34 protein-coding genes are annotated in these 19,293 nt (G+C 65.6%); 18 read left to right on the forward strand and 16 right to left on the reverse strand.

The window, feature by feature from the left end; genetic code table 11:
• Positions 1-13: 13 nt before the first annotated feature.
• From M9979_RS12175 to M9979_RS12215, 10 genes are all read right to left on the reverse strand, one after another.
• Positions 14-1,465: a hypothetical protein gene (locus M9979_RS12175; protein ID WP_254289628.1), complete on the reverse strand. Its 1,452-nt coding sequence runs from the start codon at positions 1,463-1,465 to the stop codon at positions 14-16.
• Positions 1,462-1,986: a hypothetical protein gene (locus tag M9979_RS12180; RefSeq protein ID WP_254289629.1), complete on the reverse strand. Its 525-nt coding sequence runs from the start codon at positions 1,984-1,986 to the stop codon at positions 1,462-1,464. The genes M9979_RS12175 and M9979_RS12180 overlap by 4 nt, the downstream gene beginning before the upstream one ends.
• A 4-nt stretch (positions 1,987-1,990) precedes the next feature.
• Positions 1,991-2,332: a hypothetical protein gene (locus tag M9979_RS12185; protein ID WP_254289630.1), complete on the reverse strand. Its 342-nt coding sequence runs from the start codon at positions 2,330-2,332 to the stop codon at positions 1,991-1,993.
• A gap of 113 nt (positions 2,333-2,445) precedes the next feature.
• On the reverse strand, positions 2,446-2,832 hold the full coding sequence (locus M9979_RS12190) for a Gp49 family protein (protein WP_254289631.1): 387 nt from the start codon (positions 2,830-2,832) through the stop codon (positions 2,446-2,448).
• Positions 2,829-2,975, reverse strand: coding sequence for a hypothetical protein (locus M9979_RS12195; RefSeq protein WP_254289632.1), 147 nt, complete (start codon positions 2,973-2,975; stop codon positions 2,829-2,831). Before M9979_RS12195 ends, M9979_RS12190 begins: the two co-directional genes overlap by 4 nt.
• Positions 2,976-3,036: 61 nt before the next feature.
• Positions 3,037-3,222 carry a hypothetical protein gene (locus tag M9979_RS12200; protein ID WP_254289633.1) on the reverse strand — a complete coding sequence of 62 codons (186 nt, stop codon included), beginning with the start codon at positions 3,220-3,222 and terminating at the stop codon, positions 3,037-3,039.
• A complete protein-coding gene (locus tag M9979_RS17240) occupies positions 3,213-3,338 on the reverse strand; it encodes a hypothetical protein (protein WP_277998540.1) in 126 nt (41 codons plus the stop codon). The genes M9979_RS12200 and M9979_RS17240 overlap by 10 nt, the downstream gene beginning before the upstream one ends.
• A 313-nt stretch (positions 3,339-3,651) precedes the next feature.
• Complete coding sequence (locus M9979_RS17355) at positions 3,652-4,206, reverse strand: terminase small subunit (RefSeq protein WP_254289634.1); 555 nt, start codon at positions 4,204-4,206, stop codon at positions 3,652-3,654.
• Positions 4,207-4,410: 204 nt separating this feature from the next.
• Positions 4,411-4,665 carry a hypothetical protein gene (locus M9979_RS12210; RefSeq protein WP_254289635.1) on the reverse strand — a complete coding sequence of 85 codons (255 nt, stop codon included), beginning with the start codon at positions 4,663-4,665 and terminating at the stop codon, positions 4,411-4,413.
• 530 nt (positions 4,666-5,195) lie between these two features.
• Entirely contained in the window at positions 5,196-5,498 is a 303-nt protein-coding gene (locus tag M9979_RS12215; RefSeq protein ID WP_254289637.1) for a hypothetical protein, read from the reverse strand.
• 109 nt (positions 5,499-5,607) lie between these two features.
• Here M9979_RS12215 and M9979_RS12220 point away from each other — a divergent pair, with 109 nt between their 5' ends.
• From M9979_RS12220 to M9979_RS12260, 10 genes are all read left to right on the forward strand, one after another.
• Positions 5,608-5,784 carry a hypothetical protein gene (locus M9979_RS12220; protein ID WP_254289638.1) on the forward strand — a complete coding sequence of 59 codons (177 nt, stop codon included), beginning with the start codon at positions 5,608-5,610 and terminating at the stop codon, positions 5,782-5,784.
• A gap of 3 nt (positions 5,785-5,787) precedes the next feature.
• Positions 5,788-6,021 carry a hypothetical protein gene (locus tag M9979_RS12225; RefSeq protein ID WP_254289639.1) on the forward strand — a complete coding sequence of 78 codons (234 nt, stop codon included), beginning with the start codon at positions 5,788-5,790 and terminating at the stop codon, positions 6,019-6,021.
• A gap of 2 nt (positions 6,022-6,023) precedes the next feature.
• Entirely contained in the window at positions 6,024-6,266 is a 243-nt protein-coding gene (locus tag M9979_RS12230; RefSeq protein ID WP_254289640.1) for a hypothetical protein, read from the forward strand.
• A 66-nt stretch (positions 6,267-6,332) separates the two neighbouring features.
• On the forward strand, positions 6,333-7,058 hold the full coding sequence (locus M9979_RS12235; protein ID WP_254289641.1) for a hypothetical protein: 726 nt from the start codon (positions 6,333-6,335) through the stop codon (positions 7,056-7,058).
• Positions 7,055-7,483 carry a hypothetical protein gene (locus tag M9979_RS12240; protein ID WP_254289642.1) on the forward strand — a complete coding sequence of 143 codons (429 nt, stop codon included), beginning with the start codon at positions 7,055-7,057 and terminating at the stop codon, positions 7,481-7,483. The genes M9979_RS12235 and M9979_RS12240 overlap by 4 nt, the downstream gene beginning before the upstream one ends.
• Entirely contained in the window at positions 7,476-8,228 is a 753-nt protein-coding gene (locus M9979_RS12245) for a hypothetical protein (RefSeq protein ID WP_254289643.1), read from the forward strand. The genes M9979_RS12240 and M9979_RS12245 overlap by 8 nt, the downstream gene beginning before the upstream one ends.
• On the forward strand, positions 8,225-8,419 hold the full coding sequence (locus M9979_RS12250) for a hypothetical protein (RefSeq protein WP_254289644.1): 195 nt from the start codon (positions 8,225-8,227) through the stop codon (positions 8,417-8,419). Before M9979_RS12245 ends, M9979_RS12250 begins: the two co-directional genes overlap by 4 nt.
• Positions 8,409-8,945, forward strand: a complete 537-nt coding sequence (locus M9979_RS12255) for a hypothetical protein (RefSeq protein WP_254289645.1) — start codon at positions 8,409-8,411, stop codon at positions 8,943-8,945. Before M9979_RS12250 ends, M9979_RS12255 begins: the two co-directional genes overlap by 11 nt.
• 41 nt (positions 8,946-8,986) lie before the next feature.
• Complete coding sequence (locus M9979_RS17250) at positions 8,987-9,121, forward strand: hypothetical protein (protein ID WP_277998541.1); 135 nt, start codon at positions 8,987-8,989, stop codon at positions 9,119-9,121.
• 366 nt (positions 9,122-9,487) lie between these two features.
• Entirely contained in the window at positions 9,488-9,667 is a 180-nt protein-coding gene (locus M9979_RS12260) for a hypothetical protein (protein ID WP_254289646.1), read from the forward strand.
• 74 nt (positions 9,668-9,741) lie between these two features.
• On the opposite strand, the gene M9979_RS12265 is transcribed toward M9979_RS12260, so the two are convergent.
• The 6 genes from M9979_RS12265 to M9979_RS12285 are packed head-to-tail and all read right to left on the reverse strand — an operon-like array spanning position 9,742 to position 15,010.
• Positions 9,742-12,045: a VapE domain-containing protein gene (locus M9979_RS12265; protein WP_254289647.1), complete on the reverse strand. Its 2,304-nt coding sequence runs from the start codon at positions 12,043-12,045 to the stop codon at positions 9,742-9,744.
• Positions 12,045-12,608 carry a DNA N-6-adenine-methyltransferase gene (locus M9979_RS17415; RefSeq protein WP_422922039.1) on the reverse strand — a complete coding sequence of 188 codons (564 nt, stop codon included), beginning with the start codon at positions 12,606-12,608 and terminating at the stop codon, positions 12,045-12,047. Before M9979_RS17415 ends, M9979_RS12265 begins: the two co-directional genes overlap by 1 nt.
• Positions 12,533-12,910 (reverse strand): hypothetical protein, encoded by a 378-nt coding sequence (locus M9979_RS12270; protein WP_254289648.1) that lies wholly within the window; start codon positions 12,908-12,910, stop codon positions 12,533-12,535. Before M9979_RS12270 ends, M9979_RS17415 begins: the two co-directional genes overlap by 76 nt.
• Positions 12,903-13,232, reverse strand: coding sequence for a hypothetical protein (locus M9979_RS12275; protein ID WP_254289649.1), 330 nt, complete (start codon positions 13,230-13,232; stop codon positions 12,903-12,905). The genes M9979_RS12270 and M9979_RS12275 overlap by 8 nt, the downstream gene beginning before the upstream one ends.
• Positions 13,233-13,257: 25 nt before the next feature.
• Positions 13,258-14,802, reverse strand: a complete 1,545-nt coding sequence (locus M9979_RS12280) for a DEAD/DEAH box helicase (RefSeq protein ID WP_254289650.1) — start codon at positions 14,800-14,802, stop codon at positions 13,258-13,260.
• The gene (locus tag M9979_RS12285) at positions 14,765-15,010 is read right to left on the reverse strand and encodes a carph-isopro domain-containing protein (protein WP_254289651.1); all 246 of its coding nucleotides are present in this window, start codon (positions 15,008-15,010) and stop codon (positions 14,765-14,767) included. The genes M9979_RS12280 and M9979_RS12285 overlap by 38 nt, the downstream gene beginning before the upstream one ends.
• Positions 15,011-15,098: 88 nt before the next feature.
• Here M9979_RS12285 and M9979_RS12290 point away from each other — a divergent pair, with 88 nt between their 5' ends.
• The 8 genes from M9979_RS12290 to M9979_RS12325 all read left to right on the forward strand — a co-directional run bounded on the left by M9979_RS12290 (position 15,099) and on the right by M9979_RS12325 (position 19,281).
• Complete coding sequence (locus M9979_RS12290; protein WP_254289652.1) at positions 15,099-15,800, forward strand: LexA family protein; 702 nt, start codon at positions 15,099-15,101, stop codon at positions 15,798-15,800.
• 92 nt (positions 15,801-15,892) lie between these two features.
• Positions 15,893-16,906 (forward strand): hypothetical protein, encoded by a 1,014-nt coding sequence (locus M9979_RS12295; RefSeq protein WP_254289653.1) that lies wholly within the window; start codon positions 15,893-15,895, stop codon positions 16,904-16,906.
• Positions 16,903-17,112: a hypothetical protein gene (locus tag M9979_RS12300; protein WP_254289654.1), complete on the forward strand. Its 210-nt coding sequence runs from the start codon at positions 16,903-16,905 to the stop codon at positions 17,110-17,112. Before M9979_RS12295 ends, M9979_RS12300 begins: the two co-directional genes overlap by 4 nt.
• Entirely contained in the window at positions 17,109-17,504 is a 396-nt protein-coding gene (locus M9979_RS12305; protein WP_254289655.1) for a hypothetical protein, read from the forward strand. Before M9979_RS12300 ends, M9979_RS12305 begins: the two co-directional genes overlap by 4 nt.
• Positions 17,501-18,574: an ATP-binding protein gene (locus M9979_RS12310; RefSeq protein ID WP_254289656.1), complete on the forward strand. Its 1,074-nt coding sequence runs from the start codon at positions 17,501-17,503 to the stop codon at positions 18,572-18,574. The genes M9979_RS12305 and M9979_RS12310 overlap by 4 nt, the downstream gene beginning before the upstream one ends.
• Positions 18,564-18,755, forward strand: a complete 192-nt coding sequence (locus M9979_RS12315) for a hypothetical protein (protein WP_254289657.1) — start codon at positions 18,564-18,566, stop codon at positions 18,753-18,755. Before M9979_RS12310 ends, M9979_RS12315 begins: the two co-directional genes overlap by 11 nt.
• Positions 18,752-19,093 (forward strand): hypothetical protein, encoded by a 342-nt coding sequence (locus M9979_RS12320; RefSeq protein WP_254289658.1) that lies wholly within the window; start codon positions 18,752-18,754, stop codon positions 19,091-19,093. Before M9979_RS12315 ends, M9979_RS12320 begins: the two co-directional genes overlap by 4 nt.
• Positions 19,093-19,281, forward strand: coding sequence for a hypothetical protein (locus M9979_RS12325; protein ID WP_254289659.1), 189 nt, complete (start codon positions 19,093-19,095; stop codon positions 19,279-19,281). The genes M9979_RS12320 and M9979_RS12325 overlap by 1 nt, the downstream gene beginning before the upstream one ends.
• The last annotated feature ends 12 nt before the right edge of the window (positions 19,282-19,293 follow it).

Raw genomic sequence — 19,293 nt, forward strand, 5'->3', positions numbered from 1 at the left:
TGGGTCCCCGGCATCAATTGCTCATCCACGAGCCGCCGGGGGACGGTTCGCCGTATAGATCGTGGTACCTGTCGCGCTTCTCGGGCAGCAGGTCAAAGGGAACGGCGAACGTGAGCGCCCAGGCGTCGCCCACATCGGGCGAGGGAAGGCGTCGGCGACGCATGTCATCCTTGCTCTCGAGGGTCAGCACGCCGTTGCCACCGCTGGGCTTCTGACGGATCGATAACAGGTCAGCGCGGAACTGCGGTTCGTTCGGCATTTCCACATCGCCCTCAAGCCACTGACGCCCCTCATCCCACATCTGCGCCCGCAGGTTCCGGTGGAGGTCCGGCTCGGTCGAGGGATTGCCGGTGTTGATGCCCCAGACGTGTTCGCCGAAACCCATGTCTTCGAGCGTCTCCACGACCCCCACGCCCATGCCGAGCTCTTCGATGATGACCTCCGGCTCAAGGCCGTGCTCATCCCGGTAGAACCGGATTTCATCGGCGATCCGGCGGGCAAAATCGGTCGTGCGTGAACCTTGGATGATCCGGATAGCGTCGAGCACCTTCCGCCCCCGACGGGGAAGGATCACCGAGCGGTCGCCGCGCCCGACGTCAACGCCGAGGATCAACCGCCAGCGCGGGAACATTTCCACGCGCCGCGTCATCGCCGCGTCCACGAGTTCGCGCGAGATGAACTGCGACGGATCGGATCGTGGCGGGAGACCAAGCACCTGCACGCGGTAGCGATCGTCGTCCACCGACTTGTACGCAGCCAGCATGTCATCGGCGTACGTGGCGCCCACGAACGGGCTGTCGGTCGCCTTGATGATGAACGGCGTCCACTTGCCGGGCTTGTTCACATCCTCCGGACGGCGGGCTGCGTAGTCGCCGAACACAGCGTGGTAGAAAAATCCCTCCGAACGGCGCGGATTACTGATTGCCAGCCAGCGGGCGCCGTCGGTGGTCATGGCGCCGTTCGACACCTCCCAGATGTTGTTCGGTATCTCGGCCGCCTCGTCGAACACGAACAGAACATGCTCCTCGTGCACGCCGGCGAACGCGCCCGGATTGTTCTCGTTATTCGGCACGGCTGTCGCTTGCGCGCGCACGTCACCGAACCGGGTGAACGTCGACCCCTCCCACTTGAACCAGTCGCCGTTGACCGCTCGGCCGTTGACCTTGGCGAGCTCGCGCCAGAGGATTTTTTGAAGCTGGGTGTCGGTGTTCGCCGTTGCGCGGATGGCAAACGTTGGGCGGGTCGCAGCGAACCAGTGGATCGCCGCCGCCGCCAAGCCAGTCTTTCCAACGCCATGTGCTGCGCTGATTGCCGTCCGCTTGTTGCGCATGATGCTCTCGCCCACACGCGCCTGCCAATCCGCCGGCTTCATGCCCAAAATGTCGACCATATATCCCGGTAGGTCGTCGAAATACGTCTCCGCGATATGGCGGATGAACTCGGGGCTGTGGGTGGGCGAGCTCATTGCGTCGTCGGGATCGCCAGCACCTGGACCGTGATCCCCGCCGCGGGCGCGCCGTTCGGGTCGAACGACAGCAGCGCCGTCAGGGTGAGGATCGTGGCGGGCAGGGTGCGTGCGAGCCAGCATCGTCCGCTGGCGCCGGTGGTCGTCGACGACGTGACGTTGCACACGATCGGCTGCGTCCCGGTGTTCATCGGGATCGGCAGCGTCACCGGCGGCGATGGCAGCGGCGACGACCAAGTGATCGCCCAATCGCCGGTCGATGGGGTCGGCGGTGCCATGCCCGCGCGGGTGATACGCGGCAGGCGCGCGTCTGATCGCAGACAGGTGGATGCCGAACCGGCGGCGGCGGCGACGGCTTCCGTCTGTGGTGCCACCGTACCGGGCGGGCAGAGGCTCGATTGCACCGTCGCAAGCTCGGCCTTGCTCGCCAGCTGCGAGGTGTCGGCGGAGATCGGGTTGACGATCTGGGCATGCGCTACGCTCGGCGCGCACACTGCGGCGATGAGGATCAGCGCGCGCACAGGGTCAGCCCTGCTTACAGACGAAGCGATGCCCGGCGGTGGCAGCATAGACCGACACGGCTTCCGTAGGCGCCCAAGTGGTGGAGGGTCCCAACGACCAGCTACCCCCCGGCGCCAGCTCGATCGAACCGTTAGCCGCGCCGGCCGCCGAGCCGACGTTCACCATCAGCGGCTCGGTCGCCGCGATCGGGTTCTGACAAACGAGGTAGCGGCGCGTCGGCTGATAGCCGAACACCTGTTGCGCCACGCCGGCCTGCGCGATCGTGCCCGATCCGTCGGCCAGCGTCTGCGCGGCGACCGGGGCGGCGAGCACCGCCAATCCCAGCACGAGCATCAGCTTCTTCATCGTGGTTCCCCCAACCGGCATGCGCCCCCGCGCAAACGGGTATCTCAATACCATTATCGACAGAAGATCGCGAGAGGTTTGGCGGCGCCGGTCGCGGCACCGCCGTACCCCGTTCAGTCGGTCGGCTGCTCCGTCGGATCGAGGTCGCCGACCTCCGGCATCGTGGCCGCATGCAGGCGATCGCGCAGCGCGTAGCCCATCAGCGGCCAGACCTGCCGGACGGCGTCCTCGTATGCGAGTTTCTGACCCAGCACCGGGTCGAAGTTGTCGCGCGAGGCGGGTGCGGACTTGCCGATGATCGTGAACCCATTCTGTAGCACCAGGATGCAGATCGTCAGCAGGTCCATGCCGGGCAACACAGGCGCGCCTGGGAACATCTGATCGGCCGTGTTGAAGAATTCGCCGGCAATGTTCGCTTTGATGTCGTCGAGCGACACGCGTGGGGCGGTGCGGCCGGCGGCGCATTCGACCTCGGTGGCAGTCAGTCCGTCGGTGTTCATGCCGCCTCTCCCGCTGGCGAGCGAAGGAACCGCAGATAGGCCTCCGCACGCTTGACGGTTTCGTCGATCCTTTCGGACGCGCTGCGACCTTCGACTGCCAGTTCGAGTGCACGCTGGCGCTGTATTTCCTCGATACTCATCATCGTTCTCCGCGCGACAGGGGGACAGCACAGAGGACGCGCCGCGCGGCGCCGCCGGCGAAACTCACATCGTGCCGGTCATCACGCGGGTGGCGATCCGCCACGTCAGCAGCAGCACCAGCAGCATCACGCCGACGACATGCCGGCCGTGCACTGGCGATCCGGCCGACCACTCGAACAGCAGGTCGACCGCGAGGAACATCGTCGTCGTCAGGATCAGGAGCGCGGCAATCGCGGCGATCACGGCCACACCGCCCAGATCAGCGCCAGCGCAACCAGCACCACGATCAACAGCTGATCCTCGCGCAGCGGCGATTGGGGTTCGGGCATCATGACCGCCACCACCGGCGCAGGTCCGCCCACCATCGATGACGAACGACGATCGCGGTCCGCGCCCCATGGTCCATCCCCACGAACCGAACGATCGGCGTCCCGGCGCGAGCCTCGGTTGAGGACTGACCCTCATCCACATCGGGCTCCTGCTGATTTCGGCTGTGGGTGTTGGTGGGGGCAACTATGGATCGGGTTCGGGGGACGGGACCCTGATCGATCACCCCCCCCCTTACCGGCCGAGCATCGGACGAAGACGCGGCCCTGGAAGGTGCGGATCGGGCAGGCGCATCGCCGGCATCGTGCGCCGATCACGATGTCCGTCATTGCAGGTGGAATGGCGGACAGATCAGTCATCGGCATGGTCCGATTGGTGGACCAAGCGCTGCTGGCGACGCTCCTGAACCTCGACGAGGATGGCCTGGGCGGCGCTTCCGTTCATCACGTTGAGGTTGACCTGCGTTGCCGGGCCTTTTGGCGGTGCCATTCCGAAGCGATCGAGCAGCGCCGTCGCTGCGGTGACGATCGCGCGCTCATCCGAGCCCTTATCAAGCACCTTGAACAGCGCCGATGTGCCGGCGAGCAGCGCCGAGCCGCGTCCCATCTTCACGCGACGCTCGATTTCGGCCTGTATCTGGGGCTTGAGGAGGTTCCGCGTCGCCATGTTGGAGGCGCCGCTCTCGGCATATCCAGCCGCCAGCGCTGCCGCATACCCATCGCCCGGCGGCGCGTCCTCGCTGCGGCCACAGAGCGCGGCAGGAACGCCCGAGCAGTACCAGTCGACAAATGCGCGCTGAACCTTGTTCAGACCGTCATCGTCACGCGCACGAGAAGCGGTGGACGCGAGGACACTGCCCTCCACGATGACCAGTCCCGGATTTTCGCGTGTTTCGTCGTCCACCACAGCCCCCGACGATCACACATAGCGTATGCGTGGTCGGGCTGTCCAATGCGCTGCGTATTGGTGGGCTGACGGACGTTGACCGTTAGCGTGTAATTCTGAAATCTATTGAGAGCGGGTGATGTGGAAATAGGTTGTGCTAGTGAACCAAGCTATTTCCACATCATAGGGTCTCTTATGCGTTCCCGTTAACGGGCGCCGCTTCGATTACAGGCCAATTGCCTTGCGAGGCACCCAGACCACTTCGTCCCGTTCGGTGTCGACCGCCTCGACCCAACCAAGGCGCAGTAGCGAGTTGGCAATGCCCTTCTCAACATGTGGGTTTGCGGCAATGGTTGATCGGTCGCGAGGATCAACCGTTGGTGTGCCTACCTTCACAACTTCGAGAGGGTGACCGGTCGTAACCTCACAGACATAGGCGATCGTCGTATATTCAAGGCCTTCTATCGCCTTTGCGATCACCTGATCTTTGTGAGGATTTTGCGACGCCGGTATTGCTGGGGGCCTTCCAGCTAGGCGCTTAAACCTCGCCTGTTCTACCACAGGGGAGGTCAGCGCAGGTTCTGGTTCGACGCCTAGTCCAGCGCCTACAAGACGTCTGATTGCCTCCGATCTGCTTGGCAGGTCCGGTTGGCGCCTCCGCCATTCGTCGATGCGCGCGACCTCGGCCGCCGTCATCATGATCGGAATGCGGAGTGTTTTGAGGTTTGTCATGCCTGATAATAGGCATGGCGGCATGAGTTGCGCAATATGGTTGACTAGCACAAGACGCCTAATAATTATGTGCGAGCCAGAGAGGAGTTGGCCCTCCGCCCTGGCTCTAACCACCACCGTCCTTCGGAGCTGACGCGGGCGAAGGCGATCGCCGTATTGCATGGGGGCGATTTGTCGGAATGGCAGGATGATAGCCCTTGCGGGATACTGACGCGGCAGATCGTTGAGACGCTGCTGAACTGATATTACGGGTCGCGCCATCTCTGCGGCGCGACCACCTATTCGCCAGCGAGCAGGTAGCGAAAGCTGCGCCCGACAAGGGCAATCAGGGGTGCGAAGACGATGGCCTCGATGCAGGTCGCAATCTGCTGAGGGCGCGGATCAACGGCGGGTGTGAACTGGTCGAACACGTTTGGAGCCGGCGGCTCTCGAAGAAACGACGCGACCAATCCAACGACGCCGATGAGCAGAACGAGCGCGGCCAACCCAAGCGCGAGCCAGTGCACAATCCTGCCTGCGCGGACCATGAAATTGGCCGGGTATATGCGTTCGTTCGGCCACGCCCAGTTCGGTTTGCGCATGTCTGTCGCTTTCTCCTCATGCTCATCGTAGCGCGTGCATCAATGCTTGTCGTATTGACGAAGACAAATACATAACGTATTGATGGTGCTCCACAGCCAGGAGACACCCATGTTCATGATGAGGGCGACGCACGACGCGATTGTCGCGGAGATGCGGAAGAGCGCGCAGTCGCTGCTGATCGAGGCCGAGACGACGATCGCTGATCTGCGCGCGCAGCTGGCCGAGCGCCAGGTCGTCGCGATCCGAAACCCGAAGACGGGCCGCTTCGACAAGCGGGAGGGCTGAGCGATGGCCGATACCGCACAGGGCAAGCTGCTTTCGATCGCTGAGGACGTGGGCGATGCGCTGAACGCCTTCCACGATCAGCGAGGATGGGAAATCAACGGGGACGAGCACTCGCTTGAGATGCTGATGGCGGACGTGATCCTGTTCGCGCGCGCGACGGGGATCAGCCTCGATAAGGTCATGGTCACCGCCACGGAGCTCGCAGGCGAGACGCTCACCGATATTGGTGAGTGTTGACCATGGCCCGCATGCGCCAGATCGCCGGCTGTCTCGACGACAGCGCCGCCGCCATGTTCGCGCGCGAGCCGGTCACCACCACCCGCTACGAGGAACCCGCGATGCTCAACCATCCGCTGGGGTGCGCGTGCCAACGCTGCGCGCCGCCGATCGTGCTCGATGGGCGCCGGATTACGCTCGGGTTCCTCGGGCTCTGCATCGTGCTCGGGTGGCTATGGCTGACGTGGATCGCGCTGCCCGCGTGACGCTGCAGACCTGACGGCGTGGTGAGAGCGCGCCGTCTAGCCTGCAACGACACGAGAGACACAGCCATGTCATTCGCCAAGAGAAAAGCGGCACCAGTGCCGACCGACCAACTGCCCGACGTCGACGATGAGGAAGGCTGGAAGGCATGGCGCATCGCGCAGGCGCCGATCTGGCGCGCCAAGCGGGAGGCGGAGAACGCAGAGGATCCGCGCGGTTATCGCGGAACGATCCGCACGATCGAGGGCGACCTCGGCCATATGCAACACGGCACCTATTACGATCAGGGACAGGCGACGGAAATGTATCGCTGCCCGCTGGTCGACCCCGGCCATCGGCGCTGGCGGTACGGCAACGAGTGGGATTGGGCGATCGCCGTGCTCGCGCTGAATGACGGCAGCTGGCTCTGCTGGCATTCGAATAGCCTACCGAAGCCAAAGGGCTGGGATCGCAACCGCGATCGTTTCATGCCCTCGGGCGGCTTCTCGCTTCACAGCCTCCGGTTCTTCACTCGCGACGCCGCAATCCGCGCCAACGTGGCCTACGTCATCGAGCGCGCCCGGCGCCAGCATCGATGGAAGCCCGATCCGAACGACACGCGCAGCTACTTCCGCTCGAACCCGTGGCCGGGCGGCGACATGCCGGCATCAGACGCGCAGGCAATCATCGCATGGGCGATGGAGGTTGCCGCGCGCCCCGCGCCGGTCCTGTTCGTGGCGCCACCTCCGCCTCCGCCACCTCCGCCGGAGCCGACCGACCTCCTGATGTGGATCGAGCAGGGGCGGCAGGCATGATCCGCGCCGACCCGCGCCAGTTCGACATGTTCGCGGCCATCGCGCCGACCCGAGCGCCTGCCATCATTCGCCGCGTCGACCCGAACGGCCCTGTCATTCAGGGCAAGATAGACGAGGTGCTGACGCTGCCCCATCCTCGCTTGCGCTGGGATCGCGCTCGCATCGAGCTCCACCGACACACGGACGGCCTGTGGATGTGGGCGACCGGCTTTCACGACGATGGCGGATCAGGCGGCGGTTATCGCGTCGGACCCAAATGGGGCAATTTCGCAAGCACGCGCGGCGATGCGCTGCACTACGCCTGCGAGGAAATCCGCGCTCGCGCCACCGGCGACAGCAAGGCACTCGTCGCGATCCGTTGCTGGCTGGACGAGCTCGCCGGCAATCCTACCCGAAAGCACGAAGAGGAGCCTGTCCATGGCTGAGAAATCCGAGGACGGTATGAGCGTTGAGAGTGTGGCGCTGCCTGACTGGCACAACGCCGACACCTGCATCGAGAACATGCAGATCGCCTACGACGACGCGACGGAGGCTGATCCGTTCGACGACGGCAATCCGATCCCGATCGACACGGTCGTTGATGCCGGCGATCTTGGCGTCCTAATCGGGTTGGCGCGCTACGCCGTCGCCCACCGCCTGTCCTCCGCTCCCGCTGCTGGCGATCCTCGCGCATGGCTCACCAGCTACAACGCCCGCAATTACGGCGGTGAGGAAGGTCAGAGCGGGGCCGGCTATACGGCTGACGATATGTTGGCCGCCCTCCAACCAGCAGACCACGCCGATCATCGAAACCGCACCACCTCGCCCGCTGGTGAAGGTTCTCGCACCGGTGTGAACGATTTTGCAGCGCCGGCCGGTTGGAAGCTGGTGCCGGTCGAGCCGACAGAGGCGATGTTGGGGGCCGCCTACCTGTGCGGCGATGGGGGCAGCCCGAGGACAGTATACGGCGCCATGCTCGCCGCAGCCCCGTCGCCAGCCGTGCAGGACGCAGAGGGCGGGGTTGGGCTTCGGGAGGCGTTGCAAGCGCAGGAGGATGCCGAGGACAAGCGCGAGACGTGCGTCAACTGCGAGGGCGAGGGGCAATGGGAGCATTGTCCTTCCTGCTCGCTGACCTTCGGCCGTGCGATAGACCTCCGTCGAGCGGCGCTCTCACAGGGAGGGCAGCGGTGATGGGCTACTACACGCAGCCCGCCGAAGCGATCCTCGGCGATAGCGTCATCTGTGAACGCTGTGGGGCCACGATGGTCACTTACGCCGACGTGTGCAGCGCGGCCTTGGACGATCCATGTCCGGGCTTTCAGGCGATCGAGAATGCAGTCGCTCGCGCCACCCTCACCAAGGACCCCCACCATGTCGGATGAGCGCGAACAGAGGGCGATCCCGGCTGGGATGGTCGCTTGGCATGGCGGTGATAGCGCACCGGTGGATTGGGATGGTGGGCCGGTCTACACCTACGACGATTCCGCCGAACCTGGTGATCAGTACGAGCTTGCCCCATTTCATTTCGGGGAAGGGGCGGAATGCTGGCAGCATAACAACCCATACGTCGACATCATCGCCTACACCCCCGCCGCCACCCTCCCGCCCCAAGCGCCCGCAGCTGACAGGAGCGGGGAGACGGGAGAGGGGCTGGCATACTGGCAGGGGTACGATGCTGGCGAACGTGCAGCCCTCGCCACCCCCAAGCCCGCGGATGCTGGGGCGATGCGTGAACGGTGCGCGCGATTGGCTGACATATTGGCGGATGATGCAGCGGGTCGTGCTGCGAAATGCTCATCATCTGCCGGTGAAACGATGGCCGCTATAACGCATGTCGTCGTTGAGCGTGAGGCAAGAGGCCTTGCCGCCGCCATCCGCGACCTGCCCGACGCGGGAGAGCCGCTGTGAGCGGGTGGTACTCAACCAGTGAGGCGCCACAAGGCGTTCGCGTGCTGACGAAGATCGAAGACGTGCGCGGCACCCGCAACAAGTGCTTCCTAACTTTGCGTGGGCGACTCTGGTTCACCGACGAGCCGAACAGCATGTACGTCTATTATCAGCCCACGCACTGGAGGTTTGCATGACCCATTCACCGGATCATGCCGAGCGGGCGAGGGGCTTGGCGACTCGATAGAGCCGCGCCTAAATCAGTCGATCCACAGCCAAGGAACGATAATGCAGGCTCTCCGATCCGACTGCATCGCCTGTAACGGCGATGGCCATTACACGGTCCTACTCGCTGTCGGCCCATCGATCGACGATGACCACGCGCGATATTTCATCCCGAACCAGCATGTCCGTGAAGAGCATGGTTCAGGGATGGACCCCACGCGACAGATCACGTTCTGTCGGTCATGCATGCGTGCCGTAGAGAAAAATCTGCGCAGCACCATTTCGGACTTGCAGCAGGAGCACGGCGTAACGCCCGTGCCGTACAGCCACTACTGATCGTGCCCCGAACCCGCTACCGCGTCATCGTCTTCGAAAATCCACGCGGCCCATGGCGCGACACGTTCGACGAGGCGAAGGACGACGCGATCGTCGCCGGGCTGGCGAGCTATGACGAGAGCAGGCGGGAATATTATCTCGCCGTGCCCGTTGCGATCGAGACTGAGCGCCTGCCCGCCTGAAACGAGGAACGCCCGCACCTGGGATCAATCCAGTGCGGGCGTTCGGTGTCCCACAGCCATGGAACGCGGCCTGTCTATTGGCCGTGGCCCCAATCGTCAAACACATCTCGAGGTCCCGGCCCGCCGGCGAGCGCGTGTTGCTGCTTTCGCTCGGGCGACATGAAGACCGCTGCGGGCTTGCCCGACGGCAGGCGCTTCGTGACGCTGGTCCATTTCAGCCCGCGCAGCGCGGCGCCGACCATGCGCGAGGTCGCGACGTTCTGCCGTTCCGCCGGGATGCGCAGGCAGTGGTTGAGGATTTCGGCGACCGTGACCTCGTCGCGAGCGCCCTCGGCCAGCCAGTTCGCGATGACGGGTTCCCACGGTGACGCCTCGCGGCGCTTGTCCTGCTCCTCCTTCGCGATCTCGGCGAGCTCGCCGGTCAGGTGCCATTTTTCGCCCGCCCGATACGCGGCCGCGGCCTCGGCCCACAGCTGATCCCGCGCTGCCAGAAGCCCGGTCAGGTCGATCGATCCGCATTCGATCGGGTAGAACCGCCGGTTGCCCGTCTGGTCCTTGAGGTAGCCCGTGCCCTCGTCGGGGTTCACGGTGCCCCACAGCACGGTGCGGCGCCGCACTCGGATCGGCATGCGCTCGTAGGGCGGCCGGTACTTGTCCTCGACGCGGGACAGGAACTGCTTCACGTCGCCGACGTCGGCTTTCGACATCTTGTTGAGCTCGGCGACCTCGACGCACCACGAGCCCTGCAGCTGCTGAAAGCTGTCCTTTGAATGGAAGTCGGGCAGGTTGTCGGTGAAGAACCGATCGCCGTAGAGGTAGCGCAGCGCGGTCGACTTACCTGTACCTTGCGGCCCCTCGAGGATTGCCATGTCGTCGTTCTTCGATCCGGGATCGAGCGCGCGCGCTACGCTGCCGACCAACGTCTTGCGGGCGACAGCGCGCACGTAGGCGGTGTCCGGCGCGGCGAGGTAGCGCGTCATCCACATGTCGAGGCGCGGCTTGCCGTCCCATTTGAGCCCAGCGAGATACTCGGTCAGCGGATCGAACGACGATTTGCGCGCGTCGGCGATCATCTCGTCCGCGACGTCGCTTTTCCGCGCGCGGAAATGATCCTTGTGCATGACGCGCCGGAATTCAGCGACGTGGAAGTCCTCCATGTCGTTGCCGTCGAGCTCGATGGTGCGGGTGAAGGTGTTGAACCGCAGCCGGCCGCGCAGCAGGCGATGGTTCGCGATGTAGAGCGCCACGCCCTGGACGTTGGATCCGTCCGGATGACCGTTCGCCGTCTCCGGGATCTGTGTGCGCCAGCTCTCGTCCTGGACGTGCTCGATTTCGACGATCGTCGCGCCCGGTTCCGCGTCCTCGGCGTCGACGCTGCGCAGCGCGCCCATGACCTGCGCGCCGACGACCTTGTCGCCCTCGCGCAGGTGCAGGTCGTTGAAGTCCGTCCGATCGCGCGCGGGACCGTCGGCGAACACGGGCATGATCCACCGGCATCCGATGGCCTTCGCCGCCGCGCCCGCCTTCTGCCGGCCGGCATTCACCCATGGCTTGCCCGCGCCGCGATCAGCCCAGTCGTCGGGCGCGATCACGTCGTCGTCGCCGGCGATCAGGATCGTTGCCATTGGCCGGTTGCGCGCGAAGTCCTTCGCGACGGGGATCAGGTTTCCCGAGTTGAACGCCGCGACCACCGAAAGGCCGGTCGCTTCCCAGATCGAGAACGCCGTCGCCACGCCTTCGCATAGGACGATGTACGAGGTGTCGCCCTTGAGCGAGAAGAAGCACCCTTCGACCCGACCGGCCTTGAGGAAGCTCTTCCGCCCTTCACCGTCGATCAACTGGAGGTTCGTCAGCTGTGGCTGGCCGTTCATGTCGAACGAGAACATCGGCACGGCGAGGAGGCGGGTGCCGTCCTTCGCTGTGAACACGCGCAGCCCGCGCGGTATCGCGACACGCTTGCGCGCGAGATACTGGTGGCCCTCGACGTTGGCGTCAGCCTTGCCCCACATCCACGACGCCTTCTCGGCGACCTCGGCCTGCTTCTGCTCGCGCGCCTGCGCGGCCTCGGCCTTGAGCCGCGCCTGCTCGCGCTTGATCTTCGCGCGCTCGGCATCGGACAGAGGCGAGGCGTTGGGATCGGCGAAGAACCACTGGTGCTGCTCGCCGGACTTCCAATCGCCGAACCAGCCGACCGGATAGTCGCCGTGCTTGAGCTTGTAGAACCCGTTCGCCTTGCCCTTCTTGTCGCCGGGCGCGTCGAACCGGACGAACGCGTCCGTCCCCGCGTTGATCGGCCCCGGGTTGAACCCCGCCGCCTGCATCGCATCCGCGAACGCGCGCTCGACTTCTGATTGTGATGGCGCCAGGCGCGTGGCCATTATGCCGGGACCGCGAAGATGCCGAAGCCCTGATGGGCTGCTCGGTGAAGAGCGGATACAGCTTGGCCACCACAGGCCCATAATGCCGTCCCGTTAGCGGGCGAGACGCCTTCGCTGCCATCGGGTCGTAGGAAGCGTAGCTTACGGGTGAACAGCACCGCGTCCGCGCAGCGCCAAGCAGCGTGGAACCAAGGCGCACTCGTCCGATCTGGCGTCAGCGCAATGCCGTTGCGATGCTCGAAAAACTTACCAAGCCATGGACTGAGCGCGTTCCTTCCCCCAAACGGTGGGTTCATCCAGATGAAGCCATAGTCAGCCCAGTCACGGTCTAGGCTCTCGGTCATGATCCACCGCTGCGCCGGGACGCAGCACCGAGCGTCGCCCGGGTGCGAGACGTCCGTGTCGAACCGGCAACCAAGGGCGTCGAACACAACCGGCGGGGTCCACCAATCGTCCGTCTGCCCTGACGCTTCCCATTGCCCCACGCCTATTCCCCCCGGAGCCCGGCGAGGAACTGCTCTGCCGAACGGAAAACGATGTACCGCCCGCCGGCGGCTTCCCACCGACGCTGGAAATTGACCTGCCCCGTGCGCTGCTGGCCCGAGAGCGTCTTGCCCTCGCCGGCGATCGGCAGTCCGTCGTGCACGCCCATGATGTCACCGGACCCGAGGCATCCGAAATCGATCGGCCGTGCGTCGCGCAGGATCACCATGCCGCGCTCGACGATCACGGTGGCGCCGGGCGCGCGGCTGATCCGCTGACCCTGCCACGCCTGCCCGGTGTTGTTCCGGTAGAGCAACGTCCGGGGCAGGGCGGTGGCCGCGATCAGGGTTTCCTGCAGGATGCGCTGTTCGGATTTAGCCACGGTATTCCTCCGGCAGCAGGGCAATTACCTCGGCGATGAGGTGGTCGCGCTGGTCTTCGGAGCTCTCTCGGAACGCGATTTCGCTCATCCGTTCGACGATCAGCGCCAGCAGGCCGCCCGCGCAGACGTCGGTCGCGTTCGCCGTGTAGATGATGGCGCGGCACAGCTGTTCGACGTTCAGGCCGACGTGCTTCTTCTGGCGCATCAGGTGGGCGCACAGACCTTGGGCGTGCTCCGCACTGGCGCCGTCGGCCAGCGCGTCGTCCGGCTCGACGCCGGCGGCCGCTCCGCCCAGCATGTCGCGGAAATCAAACCCGCTCATCGTATCATCTCCCTGGCTGTGGAAATCATCGGGAGGCCGCGAACCGCTGCCGGCCGCCTCCACGGTATTGCTCGCGGAGGCCGATCTTCATCAGGGCCCATTTCTTCGGGTCCTTGTATCGGCCGGGCGTGATGGCGTTCCGCTCGCGGGCGAGGCGCATCAGCGTCGCCATCGACGCGCCGCGCTCCTCGTCCTTCTCGCGCTTGCGGGTGGCTTCCTTCTCCGCCGCCAGCGCCGCCTTACGCGCGTCGCGGCCAAGCGCGCCGAGCTCGAACAGCGAATCGGCGGCGGCGATCGGCGCGACGTAGACCGTGCCGTGCTCGTACCCGCAGGGGCAGACCTTCACCGTCGACGGCGACACCTGATAGCATTCGGGGCATTGCCGGATCGGGATCGTGTCTCGCACCCGCTCCGACGCGCGCCGTTCCTTTGCCCCCAGCAGCGACCATTGCCGCTGATCGCAGGGCATGCCGAAGTCGAAGGCGTTCCCGCCCATGTCGAGGATGACCGCCGATGGCTTCGGACCGGCGGCGATCGATGCGCGCCGCTCATCGTCGGTGGCGGTGCCGGCATCGAACCCCGGCGAATAGAGCGGCCGGAACACGCGGCCGACGTCCTGCATCCACTTCGTCAGCGAGTTCGTCTTATACCGCAGCAGCGCGCATTCGGCGCCGGGGATGTCGACGCCCTCGCCGGCGATCGCCACCTGCGACAGATATGTGATCTGGCCCGTCCGGAACGCCGTGAAGAGCTCCCGGCGCTGATCGCGATGCATGGATCCGTCGACGTGCCACGCTTCGACGCCGGCCGCGCGAAATGCTGCGACGCTGGCCTGGCTGGCGGCCCGGTTCATCTCGAACCCGATCGTCCGCAGGCCCAGCGCGTCGCGGTGCCAGTGCTCGACCGCATCGCCGACCAGCTTCGCCTCGCCCATCGCCTGCGCGAGCTCGGTCATGTTGAGGCCGAGCATGTCGGGCGAGCCGGGCGCGAAGTAGCGGTACGGTGACAGGAACCCGCGCTTCATCAACTCGCCCGACTGCGGGCCGACGATCATCTCATCGGCAAAGGGCGCGAGGCCAGCGCCGTCCAGGCGCTCGGGCGTCGCCGTGATGAGGATGTGCCACGCGTCGGGCGCAGAGCCCGCGACGACGCTATGATTGCCGGCGACGATGTGGTGCGCCTCGTCGAACACGATGCCCGCCGGCGTCGGCAGGAGGTGGAGCTTGTTCACCAGCGTATCGACGCTGCAGATCTGCACGGGCTTGTCGGGTTCGAGCGGGAAGCCGTCCGCCACGATCCCGAAGTCGATACCGAGGTCGCGAAACGTCTCGGCGGTGCGAAGGATGATCTCGATCCGGTGAACGACGAACCAGCCGGTTAATCCCCGCTCGGCGGCACGGCCGAGAATAAACGCCGCGATCACCGTCTTCCCCGCGCCTGTCGCCGCGACTAGCAGGATGCGCCGTATCCGCCGACGCAGGCTTTCACGCGCGCGGTCGGTCAGGACCGATTGATAGTCGCGGAGCTCCATCTCACTGCCCGGCGGCAGCGACGGCGCCGGCGGGAGCAAGCCGCTTATCGGGGTGGATGAAAGCCTCGTAGGGGAGGGTATGGCCCTTCGCCGCCGCCGCCGCGATGATCTTCGCCCAATAATCGTCGGGGATACGGCCGCGGAAACGCCACTGGCTGACCGTCACCGGCAGTTCGTCGATGTCGCGGGCCATCGCCGAAGCGTTGCCGTCCCACGGCGCGTAGATGGGGTCGAGCCAATCTTTCATGGTTAATGAATACGCAACGTATTGATCGTTCGTCAATACCCTGTGTATGCATACAGTCGGTATGAATTGAAGGATGACGGATAGAGAAATGATGGCCAGTCGCCTCCGTGAGGCTCGCAACACGGCAGGGTTCCCCTCAGCAGCTGCAGCAGCGGCCGCGCGCGGATGGACCCCATCAACATACACCAGTCACGAGAATGCCACGCGCGGCTTCGGCGTTGACGAGGCGAAGAAATACGCGCGTGCCTTCCGGGTGAACCCCGGATGGCTGCTTGCCTTGGACCAAATAAAGGTCCCGGAGGTGCAGCTGCTCGATAGCGATGCGCCCGTGAAAGAGGTGCTGTGGGTACAGGGCGCCGTCGCGGCGGGAGTATGGAGAGAGCAAATCGCTTGGCCGAAAGACGAGTGGTACCAAATCGAGGTCGGGCCGCCGCCGCGGGCGGGGCTTGAACGCTTCGCTGTCCGAATGGATGGCTATTCCATGGACCGCACCATCCCGCCGGGTTCGAACTTGGAGGCGATCCGCGTCGCGTTCGGTGAGGTGTCGCCCCAGGACGGCGACCTCGTGATAGTCGAGCGGCGCCGGCATGATCTGGTCGAGATGACCTGCAAGCGCCTCGTCCAGAACGGAGAAATGTGGGAGCTCCATTGCGAGAGCACGCGGGCAGAGTTTCGGGATCTGGTTTTGCCGATCGGAGCTCCGGACGCCGAGGCCCTGACCGACGATGAGACGAGGGTGGTCGGCATCGTCGTCAATGCGCAGCAGAGCCACTTCCGCCGCCGCATCTAAATCCATACGCTGCGTATTGACATGGTAAATACGAGCCGTATTGTTATCCCAATGGCGCCGGGCTGTTCCGGCGCGATTGGGATATGCCCCCCGTGTCCACCACCAACGCGCCGCCAGCCGTCACCGGCTGGGGCTTCCTCGACATCGACGCCGAGCATTATCACGCGGATCCGGCGCCGCGCCCGTCCATGTCGTCGGGGCTTCTGGCCACCGTCGTCACCGGCACGATCGCCCAGGCGAAAGAGGGGCATCCCCGCCTGACGCCGCGCGACGAGCCGGAGGAGGACAACAAGAAGTTCGACATCGGCACCGTCGCCCACACGCTGGTGCTGGGTAAGGGGCGCGAGATCGACGTCGTCGACGCCGACGCGTGGACGACGGCGGCGGCGAAGGCCGCCCGCAAGGACAGCAAGGCAGCCGGCCGGACACCGGTGCTCCGCAAGCATTACGAACAGGCCGAGGCGATGCGCGTCGCGCTGTTCGAGCAGCTGGCCGTGATGAAGGGCGAGCAGGACACGTTCACGCCCGAGGCCGGCGTGTCGGAGCAGGCGGGCTTCTGGCAGGAGCCGACGCCGCTCGGAAAGATGTGGGGCCGCGCGCTGTACGATTGGCGGCGCACCGATCGCCTCGTGATCCGTGACTACAAAACGTACAACGGTCAGCAGGGCGCAGACCCCGACGGCTTCATCAAGGGTATCATCGGCACGGGCAAGGACGTGCAGGACCCATGGTATAGTCGGGGGTTCGCCGCGATCGCCGGGCTCGAGGCGGGCGAGACCATCCCGTTTGACGCGGTCGACTTCAAGTTCGTCGTCCAGGACCCGAACCCGCCCTACCTCGTCGCCGTCGTCGCGCTCAACGATCGCCACTGGTCGAACGAGCGGTGCCAGTGGGCGATCGATCGCTGGGCCGCCGCCGCCGGCGCGAACCTGTGGCGCGGGTTCGTCCCGGCCGTCCACTACGTCGACCCGCCGACCTGGGCGAAGACCGCGTGGGAAGCACGGATGCTGCGCGAGTGGGAAGGCGAGCAGGCGATGCTCGAGCAGGGCATACCCGCGCTCGCGCTCAAGGAGCCGGACGCCTATCGCGTGGAGCAGGCGGCGTGACCGAACGCATGGCCCTGCAGCGGCTGGCGTGGGCGCGCCAGACCGCCGATCCCGCCGACAAGGCGCTGAACGCCCTCGAGCAGCGCGGCTATGCGATCCGCACCGGCCATCGCCCCGGCGGGAAGGTTGAGTGGCGGATCACCGCCGCCGGCGCCGAGCGCCTGTACCCGCAGCTGCGCGAGCATGCGCCGGCGGTGGCGGCATGAATATCGTCGCGACCACCCAGACCCCGCCGGCCTTCCGGTCGACTGCTGTCGTCCCCGGATGGCTGTGGCGCACCCACAACGAAGGCGACATCGCGCCATCGCAGATGAGGACCACGCATCTGTTCTTCACGCTTCGCATGATTTGGAACCACTCCATGCCGACGAGCATGCGGGTAGGCCGGAACGTAAAGCTCTATAGCTTTGGTGCTCGCCACGACGCGCGGTACATGCGCTCTGCGATTGTACACATCGGGGCTGAGCTTTTTCGACGTACCGATCTTCCGGCTTGGATGAAGCGAGAACTGGACGAGATGGCCGCGCACATGCGCGACGTCGAGGCGCAGCACTTCATCGCTGAGGCTCGCGCGCTGACTTTCGCAGGTGCCGCATGAGCATCTTCCAGAAGGCGGTCCGCAAGGACATCCCGCTGCTGATCGGCGTGGAAGGCGCATCCGGATCCGGCAAGACGAAGTCCGGCCTCGAGATCCTGACCGGCATCGGCGAGGCGGTGGCGGCGCGCGAAGGGCGCCCGGCGCGCCTGGGCGTCATCGACACCGAGAACAAGCGCGCCCTCTACTACGCGTCGTCGTACGACTTCCTGCACCTCGACATGCAGCCGCCGTTTTCGCCGCTGGCGTTCGGCGACCTGATCGACGAGGCGGAACGCGCCGGCATCGACGCGCTGATGATCGACAGCTTCTCCCACGAGTGGGCGGGCGAGGGCGGGGTGAAGGATTGGGCCGAACGGCTCGAGGCCGGCATCCCGAAGGCGGGCATCGCGAACCCCGAAAGCTGGAAGCGCGACCACTGGATCGTCCAGCCGGTTAAGAGCCCGGGCAACTGGTCCGAGCCCAAGAGCGCGATCAAGCCGGGCCACAAATGGCTCGTGGCGAAGATGCTCCGCGCGCCGATGCACATCGTCCTCTGCCTGCGGTCGGAAGAGAAGATGCTGATGCGCCAGGTGCCGAAGCTGAACGGTCAGGGCGAGCCCGAGATGTGGAACGGCAAGCCGAAGATGGTTTCGGAGGTGATTGCCGCCGCCGACCGGCCGCTGCTCGAGCGCTGGCAACCGCAGTGCGAGAAGGACCTGCCGTACGAAATCAGCACGTCGTTGTTGTTCCTGCCGACGAACCCCGGCGTCCCCGTCGCCCGCAAGGTGAACGAGGAGCACGTTCCGCTGATCCCGCTCGACCGGCGGATCACCCGCGACGTCGGCCGCGCGCTGGCGGAATGGGCGGACGGCGCGAAGCAGGTCGATCCCCGTCGGGGCGAGGCGATCGCCGCCATCGCCGCAGCGCCGACCCTCGATCGTCTCGAACGCCTCTGGGCGCACCGCGACATGGCCCCGTTCCAGGGCGAGCTTCGCGCCGAATACGACGCGCGCAAGGCAGACCTGACCCCCGACACCGACACCCAGCGCGACGACGCGCCCCAGAACCAAGGAGAGTACGATGGCGTCTGACCGTCTCACGATCACCATCACCGGCCCGCAGGGCTGCGGGAAGTCGCTCGTTGCCGAGTGGCTTGCCGACAACTTGCCTCGTAGCCTGCCGCGTCAGCTTTACCAGCGCACAGGCAAGGTGCTCCGGGACGTCGTCATCATCCATGGCGAGGGTCTCGATCGTCAGGAAATTCACCTGTGAGCCCGCGCGACGACGCCCCGCTGCCGATCCCGACAGATATGCCGACGCTCGAGGAGCCGATGGACGCGCTGCGGCAGTTCTACATGAACGGCGCGTCGGACCTGATGGACAAGGTGCTCGAGCAGTTCATCCTGCCTGACGATCGGTCAAAGCTCGCCCTCGACTTCGCTCAGGTCGTCGCGTTCCTGATGTGCATCAAGGTCGTCGATGCGAGGGGCCAGAAGCCCACCCGCGAGAACCTCCTCGCCGTGTGGTGGCCATTTCAGAAGGCGTTGAAGGACGACGTGCCGGGGATGCTGCGCACGTTCGCCGAGGAAGCGGCGGGAGCGCGCGCCTGATGGCCTGGGCTGACGATTTACCCCGCATCCGTGCCGAAAACGAAGCCTGGCGGACGGAGCATTTGCCACGGTTACGCGAGCGCGAGGCGCAGCGCGCCGCTGCCCGAGACGCCGGAAGAGCAGCGCTGGACCGGATCGCCCCCGCCGACCGCGCTGCCATCATCGCCGCTTACGGCGGCACCATCTAACCACAGCCAAGG

The sequence above is a fragment of the Sphingomonas liriopis genome (assembly GCF_024211255.1).
Classification (GTDB): Bacteria; Pseudomonadota; Alphaproteobacteria; order Sphingomonadales; family Sphingomonadaceae; genus Sphingomonas; species Sphingomonas liriopis.

What these genes read in the sequence shown, in the direction of transcription:
- M9979_RS12175 (WP_254289628.1), bottom strand. Translation starts at nt 1,465, where the DNA reads ATGAGCTCGCCCACCCACAGCCCCGAGTTCATCCGCCATATCGCGGAG.
- M9979_RS12185 (WP_254289630.1), bottom strand. Translation starts at nt 2,332, where the DNA reads ATGAAGAAGCTGATGCTCGTGCTGGGATTGGCGGTGCTCGCCGCCCCG.
- M9979_RS12190 (WP_254289631.1), bottom strand. Translation starts at nt 2,832, where the DNA reads ATGAACACCGACGGACTGACTGCCACCGAGGTCGAATGCGCCGCCGGC.
- M9979_RS12195 (WP_254289632.1), bottom strand. Translation starts at nt 2,975, where the DNA reads ATGATGAGTATCGAGGAAATACAGCGCCAGCGTGCACTCGAACTGGCA.
- M9979_RS17240 (WP_277998540.1), bottom strand. Translation starts at nt 3,338, where the DNA reads ATGGTGGGCGGACCTGCGCCGGTGGTGGCGGTCATGATGCCCGAACCC.
- M9979_RS12215 (WP_254289637.1), bottom strand. Translation starts at nt 5,498, where the DNA reads ATGCGCAAACCGAACTGGGCGTGGCCGAACGAACGCATATACCCGGCC.
- M9979_RS12220 (WP_254289638.1), top strand. Translation starts at nt 5,608, where the DNA reads ATGTTCATGATGAGGGCGACGCACGACGCGATTGTCGCGGAGATGCGG.
- M9979_RS12225 (WP_254289639.1), top strand. Translation starts at nt 5,788, where the DNA reads ATGGCCGATACCGCACAGGGCAAGCTGCTTTCGATCGCTGAGGACGTG.
- M9979_RS12230 (WP_254289640.1), top strand. Translation starts at nt 6,024, where the DNA reads ATGGCCCGCATGCGCCAGATCGCCGGCTGTCTCGACGACAGCGCCGCC.
- M9979_RS12235 (WP_254289641.1), top strand. Translation starts at nt 6,333, where the DNA reads ATGTCATTCGCCAAGAGAAAAGCGGCACCAGTGCCGACCGACCAACTG.
- M9979_RS12240 (WP_254289642.1), top strand. Translation starts at nt 7,055, where the DNA reads ATGATCCGCGCCGACCCGCGCCAGTTCGACATGTTCGCGGCCATCGCG.
- M9979_RS12245 (WP_254289643.1), top strand. Translation starts at nt 7,476, where the DNA reads ATGGCTGAGAAATCCGAGGACGGTATGAGCGTTGAGAGTGTGGCGCTG.
- M9979_RS12255 (WP_254289645.1), top strand. Translation starts at nt 8,409, where the DNA reads ATGTCGGATGAGCGCGAACAGAGGGCGATCCCGGCTGGGATGGTCGCT.
- M9979_RS12265 (WP_254289647.1), bottom strand. Translation starts at nt 12,045, where the DNA reads ATGGCCACGCGCCTGGCGCCATCACAATCAGAAGTCGAGCGCGCGTTC.
- M9979_RS12275 (WP_254289649.1), bottom strand. Translation starts at nt 13,232, where the DNA reads ATGAGCGGGTTTGATTTCCGCGACATGCTGGGCGGAGCGGCCGCCGGC.
- M9979_RS12285 (WP_254289651.1), bottom strand. Translation starts at nt 15,010, where the DNA reads ATGAAAGATTGGCTCGACCCCATCTACGCGCCGTGGGACGGCAACGCT.
- M9979_RS12290 (WP_254289652.1), top strand. Translation starts at nt 15,099, where the DNA reads ATGATGGCCAGTCGCCTCCGTGAGGCTCGCAACACGGCAGGGTTCCCC.
- M9979_RS12305 (WP_254289655.1), top strand. Translation starts at nt 17,109, where the DNA reads ATGAATATCGTCGCGACCACCCAGACCCCGCCGGCCTTCCGGTCGACT.
- M9979_RS12310 (WP_254289656.1), top strand. Translation starts at nt 17,501, where the DNA reads ATGAGCATCTTCCAGAAGGCGGTCCGCAAGGACATCCCGCTGCTGATC.
- M9979_RS12315 (WP_254289657.1), top strand. Translation starts at nt 18,564, where the DNA reads ATGGCGTCTGACCGTCTCACGATCACCATCACCGGCCCGCAGGGCTGC.
- M9979_RS12325 (WP_254289659.1), top strand. Translation starts at nt 19,093, where the DNA reads ATGGCCTGGGCTGACGATTTACCCCGCATCCGTGCCGAAAACGAAGCC.